Origin of the sequence: Ramlibacter sp. (assembly GCF_035706265.1) — a bacterium.
Taxonomy (GTDB): domain Bacteria; phylum Pseudomonadota; class Gammaproteobacteria; order Burkholderiales; family Burkholderiaceae_C; genus Ramlibacter.
Map to the genome: position 1 here is coordinate 1 of NZ_DASSVG010000085.1, position 5620 is coordinate 5620.

5 protein-coding genes and 1 pseudogene are annotated in these 5620 nt (G+C 71.1%); 2 read left to right on the plus strand and 4 right to left on the minus strand.

Annotated elements, in window-relative coordinates; genetic code table 11:
* Both VFM98_RS03185 and VFM98_RS03190 read right to left on the minus strand, forming a co-directional pair.
* Positions 1-1700 (minus strand): cytochrome c biogenesis protein ResB (locus VFM98_RS03185; protein WP_325108452.1); only part of this gene is annotated, 1700 nt, incomplete at its 3' end.
* A gap of 101 nt (positions 1701-1801) precedes the next feature.
* Positions 1802-2584 (minus strand): c-type cytochrome, encoded by a 783-nt coding sequence (locus tag VFM98_RS03190; protein WP_325108454.1) that lies wholly within the window; start codon positions 2582-2584, stop codon positions 1802-1804.
* Positions 2585-2655: 71 nt separating this feature from the next.
* Between VFM98_RS03190 and yihA the strand changes: the two genes are divergently transcribed.
* The gene (gene yihA / locus VFM98_RS03195) at positions 2656-3333 is read left to right on the plus strand and encodes a ribosome biogenesis GTP-binding protein YihA/YsxC (RefSeq protein WP_325108455.1); all 678 of its coding nucleotides are present in this window, start codon (positions 2656-2658) and stop codon (positions 3331-3333) included.
* Positions 3330-4226: an alpha/beta hydrolase gene (locus VFM98_RS03200; protein WP_325108456.1), complete on the plus strand. Its 897-nt coding sequence runs from the start codon at positions 3330-3332 to the stop codon at positions 4224-4226. The genes yihA and VFM98_RS03200 overlap by 4 nt, the downstream gene beginning before the upstream one ends.
* 42 nt (positions 4227-4268) lie before the next feature.
* Here VFM98_RS03200 and VFM98_RS03205 read toward each other — a convergent pair whose 3' ends face one another.
* Together VFM98_RS03205 and VFM98_RS03210 are read right to left on the minus strand one after the other, a co-directional pair.
* Entirely contained in the window at positions 4269-5135 is an 867-nt protein-coding gene (locus VFM98_RS03205; protein WP_325108457.1) for a lipid A biosynthesis acyltransferase, read from the minus strand.
* Positions 5132-5620 (minus strand): annotated as a pseudogene (locus VFM98_RS03210) (lysophospholipid acyltransferase family protein); the annotation flags it as partial. The pseudogene VFM98_RS03210 and the gene VFM98_RS03205, both read right to left, overlap by 4 nt.

Genomic DNA, 5620 nt, shown 5'->3' on the forward strand with positions numbered 1-5620 from the left:
AGCAGCCGCACCAGCACCCCGCCGGCCTGGGTGCGTTCGGCCTCGGGCACCTTGGCCTCGATGAATTCGGAGACGGCCTGCAGGCCGCCCGCGCCCTCGCCCTGGCCTCCCAGCGGCGCGGCGCCCGCGAACAGGGCCAGCACGCGGCGGGTGGACTCCTCCACCTGCTGCACCGTCTCGCGCTGCCCCGGCTCGGTGACCGCTTTCGCATAGGCGCGCACGGCGGCCTCGCGCAGGGCGGGGTCGGCCAGCGCGGCGCGCAGGCGCAGGAAGCCCTCCAGCGAGCCCTTCTCGTCCGCCGGGACGCGCAGGTAGCGGAAAGGCTCGTTCGGGTTCTCGCGCACGCCGAGCAGGAACACCGGCACGCCGTCGCCCAGGTCCACCGGCAGCATGTAGTTCTGGAATTCGCGCGCCTGGCCGGCGGCGTCGCGCAGCTTGTAGCTGACGCTGGGGCCGACGTTGCGCAGGTTCTTCTGCGAGGCCGTCTTGTTGGCCGCGCCGAGCCGCGCGTCGAGCGCCTGGCGCAGGTCCACCGCGCGCACGTCGGCGCCGCTGCCGCCGCCGTTGGCCTCGGTGAGGTTCTCCACGTTCATCACGCGCAGGCCGGTGAATTCGAGCGTCGTCTTCCCGCCCGCCCCGGCGATCTCGGTCGAGGCGCCGATGCGGCCTTCCACCTGGAAGCTGCGCGTGCCGCCGTCCAGCGGCAGCGCCTGCAGCTTCACCAGCGAGCCGCCGTCGTCGAAGCTGGACTGGTAGATCTCGATGCCGCGGTGCCGCACCGGGTGGTTCACCTCCACCCGCGCCGGGATCTGCTCGCCCGTGATCCGGTCGTGGATCACGATGTCGCTCGCGAACAGCTTGGGCATGCCGGTCGCGTAGTGTTCGATCACGAACTTCTTCAGCTCGATCGCGAAGGGCAGCTCCTGCAGCAGGATGCCGTCCGACTGGCCCAGCACCGCGGTGGAGGACTGCGTGCCTTCGGCCACCATCAGGTTGCCGCGGAACGTGGGATTGGTCGAAGGCAGCCGGTGCTGCGCCGGCACGTCGGCGATGCTGCCGCCGCCGCGATACGGCTCCTTGCCGCCCCACAGCATCTGCGCCCGCACGATCAGGTCGCCATCGAGCAGGCCGCCCAGGCAGACCAGCACGATCGCGCTGTGCGCCGCGAGGTAGCCGATCTTGTGCATGCCGCCGGCGCGCGCGGCCACCATCCAGCCGGCCTCGCCGCGCTGCTGCAGGCGCACCTTCCAGCCGCTCTTGGCGAGCGCCTGCCCTACGCGCCGCGCCTCCGCCTCCGGCGCGCCCGCCAGCTGCGCCTCGGCGCGGTGGTGGAAGGCGAGCAGCGCGCTCTCGCGGATGTTTTCCTTATACGACTTCAGGTCGGCCAGGATCTTGGGCGTGTTGCGCGCGATGCAGAGCGACGTGCTGACCACCAGGAAGGCGAGGATCAGCAGGAACCACCACGCGCTGTAGACGGCGTTGAGGTGGATGGCCATGAACAGCTCGGCCCAGAAGGGGCCGAACTGGTTGATGTAGTTGCCCAGCGGCTCCTGCTGCTTCAGCACCGTGCCGATCACCGAGGCGATGCAGATCACGGTCAGCAGCGCGATCGCGAAGCGCATCGACGAGACCAGCTCCAGCAGCGCGCGCCACCGGCTCGAACGGGAAAGGGAAGGCGGATCGGCGGTGGCGGCGGTCATCGGGCGGGGCAAAAAACAAGGCGGGCCCTCTTGCGAGGCGCCCGCCTATCTTGGTTCAGCCGCGCGGCGATTGGTTCAACCGCGCGCGGGGTGCGCTTGATTCAGCGCAAGCCGGCGATGTAATCCGCCACGGCGCGGATCTCGCGGTCGTTGAGCTTGGCCGCGATCTGCGCCATCTGGGGGCTGTTCTTGCGGATGCCGTCGCGGAAGGCGACCAGCTGGCTGGCCGTGTATTCGGCGTACTGGCCGGAAAGGCGCGGGTACTGGGCCGGGATGCCGGCGCCGTTGGGGCTGTGGCAGCCGGCGCAGGCCGGCATCTGGCGCGACTGGTCACCACCGCGGTAGATGCGCTCGCCCAGCGAGACCAGCTCCTTGTCCTTGGCGAAGCCGGGGCTGGACTTCTGCGCACCGACGTAGGCCGCGATGTTCTTCATGTCGGCCTCGGTCAGCTGCGAGGCGAAGCCCTGCATGATCGGGTTGGGCCGCTTGCCGCTCTTGAACTCCTGCAGCTGCTTGAACACGTAGGCGGCGTGTTGCGCGGCGAGCTTCGGGTTGGCGGGCGTGCCGGAGTTGCCGCCCTGGCCGTGGCAGGCGGCGCAGACGGTGCCGAACTTCGCTTCGCCGGCGGCCGGATCGGGCTTGCCCGTGGCGGCGGTGGCGACCGCAGCGGGGGCCGCCGGTGCGGGCGTGGCCGCGGCGGGGCCGGGCGCCGGTTCCGAACCGGAAGCGGCCGGCGGAGCGACGGTGAGTCCCGAGGCGCCGGGCGCGGCGGCACTGGCGGCCGGTGCGGCGCTCGCGGCTTCGGAGGCCGGCTGCTGGGCTCCGGAGTGGAGCGCGAAAGCGGCCAGCACGGCGGCCAGCAACAGGGAAACAGGCGACTTCATCACGTTTCTTGGGTTCGTTGGCGCAAAACCGTGGGATTCTACAATGCCGCCTCCTCCCCTCCTCCTGCCCCATGACCTCCCCGCCGGGCCCGCCCGCCCCCACCAGCTCCCCCGAGGGGACCTCCGCTGTCCAGGCCGTCGCCTGGCTGCACACGGCACGCTTCCTCACCACCGCGCCGCGGCTCGAGCACCTGCCCGAGCTCGACGTGCCCGAGATCGCCTTCGTCGGCCGTTCCAACGCCGGCAAGTCCACCTGCATCAACACGCTCACGCAGCAGAAGCGCCTGGCCTTCGCGTCGAAGACGCCCGGCCGCACGCAGGCGATCAACCTGTTCGCGCTGGGCAAGCAGGGCCTCACCGACGCCGTGCTGGCCGACCTGCCCGGCTACGGCTATGCGGCCGTGCCCAAGCAGGACAAGCTGCGCTGGCAGCAGGTGATGGCCAACTACCTCGTCACGCGCCCCAACCTGGTGGGCGTGGTGATGATGGTGGACCCGCGCCACGGCCTCACCGAGCTCGACGAGATCCTGCTGGAAGTGATCCGCCCCCGGGTGGAGGAAGGCCTGAAGTTCCTCGTGCTCCTGACCAAGGCCGACAAGCTCAACCGGTCGGAAGCGAACAAGGCGCTGTCGATCGCGCGCCTGCAGACAGCCGGCGGCGCAGTCAAGCTGTTCTCCGCCCTGAAGAAGCAGGGCGTGGAGGAAGCCTCGCTGCTCCTGTGGCACTGGGCGCATCCGGAGACCCCATGACGATCGAGACCTGGCAGCAGCCGCTTCCCCATGGCATCACCCTCAGTTGCCGCGGCGCGGGGCAGCGGGGCCGCCCGGTCCTGATGTTCCTGCACGGCTTTCCCGAAGCCGCCTTCGTGTGGGACGAACTTCTGGAAACCTTCGCGCAGCAGGGCTGGCGCTGCGTGGCGCCCAACCTGCGCGGCTACGAGGCCTCGTCGCAGCCCGCGGAGGTCGCGGCCTACCGCCCCAAGCTGCTGGTGCAGGACATCGCGGCGCTGGCGCAGATCGAAGGCGCGCCGCTCGCCTGCCTGGTGGCGCACGACTGGGGTGGCGCCGTGGCCTGGGGGCTCGCCAACCGCGAACCGCAGTTGCTGCAGCGCCTGGCGATCATCAACTCGCCGCATCCCGGCACCTTCCTGCGCGCCTTGCGCGAGAGCCCCGCGCAGCAGCAGGCCAGCGCGTACATGAACTTCCTGGTGCGCCCCGACGCCGAGGCGCTGCTGCGCGAGGACGACTACCGGCGGCTGTTCGGGTTCTTCACGCACTGGGGCCCCGCGCAGTGGTTGACGCCGGAACTGAAGGCGCAGTACCGCGCCGTGTGGGACCGCAGCCTCACGGGCGGGCTGAACTACTACCGCGCCTCGCCGCTGCGGCCGCAGCGCGAGGGCGACCCCGGCGCCGCGGCCGTCACGCTACGGCGCGAGATGCTGACCGTGGACGTGCCGACGCTGGTGCTGTGGGGCCTGCAGGATGCGGCGCTGCTGCCGGAGCTGGTGGACGGCCTGGACGAGTATGTCCCGCGGCTGGAGCTGCACCAGGTGGCGGACGCCTCGCACTGGATCGTGCACGAACGGCCGCAGTGGGTGGCGGAGCGGCTTTCCGCATTTCTGCGGGCTGGGCCGGATTCGTAGGCTGGTGCTGAGCCGCGCCAGCGCGAAGCCCAGCGATACGGCTCAATAGATCTCCGGCTCCCCCGGCGGGCGCGTCTTGAAGCGCTTGTGCACCCAGTAGTACTGGGCCGGCATGGCGTCGATGTACGCCTGCAGCCGCACGTTCATCAGCGCGGTGTCGGCCTCGATGTCCTTGCTGGGATAGTCCTGCCACGCCTCGCACACCCGCACCTCGTAGCCCTCCGGCGTGAGCTTCGTGATCAGCGGCACCACCTTGGCCTTGCCCAGGCGCGCGAAGCGCGACAGCGAGGGCACGGTGGCCGCGGGCACGCCGTAGAAAGGCACGAAGATCGACTCCTCGCGCGTGAAGTTCATGTCCGGCAGCAGGTACATCACGTTGCCCGCCCGCAGCGCGGCGATGAGGTCGCGCACGCCTTCCGCCCGGCTCATCGGGCGCGCGTCGCCGAAGCGGTTGCGCCCCTTGAGCACCCAGGCGTCGATCACCGGGTTGCTCTGCCGCGCATAGATGCCGACGAAGCTGCGCGGCACCTGCTGCGACATCGCGCTCACCCCGGCGTCGAGGCCGACGAAATGCGGGCAGAACAGGATGGTGGGCTCCGCCCCTTCCAACTCGTGCACCGCGCCCGTGAGGTGCACGCGCCGCTTCACCACCTCGGGCGGCGCGTGCCAGAGCCACGCCCGATCGAGGAAGGACTGCGCCACGTAGACGAACACCTCGCGTGCCACGCGCCGGCGCTGCGCGTCGCTCCACTGCGGGAAGCACAGCCGCAGGTTGGTGTCCACCACCTTGCGGCGCGACCACACCAGCGCATGCAGCGCCCAGCCCAGCACGCGCCCGAGCGCCCGCACCCACGACAGGGGCAGCGGTGCGATCAGCCGCATGAAGGCGATGCCGACACGGGCCATCATGCCGTGGCCTCCTCGCGCGGCTGCTTGTAGCGCGCATAGCCCCACAGGTACTGGGTGGGCCCGGCGCGCACCATGCGCTCCATTTCCGCATTGACCTGCGTGGCCGCCTCCGCGGGATCGCGCGCGAGCTCGCCCTCGAAGCGGCGCACGTGCACGTGGTAGCCGCGCCCGCCCGGCAGCCGCTCGCCCCACACCAGCAGCAGCACGGCCCCGGTCTGCTGCACCAGCCGCGCCGGCAAGGTCATGGTGTAGGCCTCGCGGCCGAAGAAGGGCGCCCATACCCCCAGGCCCTGTGGGGGCACCTGGTCCGGCAACAGGCCGACGGCCTCGCCCGCCTTGAGCCCCCGCAGCATCTGCCGCACGCCGGCCAGGGTGGTCGGCACGGCCGTCATGTTGGGGCGGTTGCGCGAGGTGGCGACCAGCTCCTTCAGCCACGCCTTGCGCGCGGGCCGGAACAGCACCGTGATCGGGCCGAACTGCGCCGC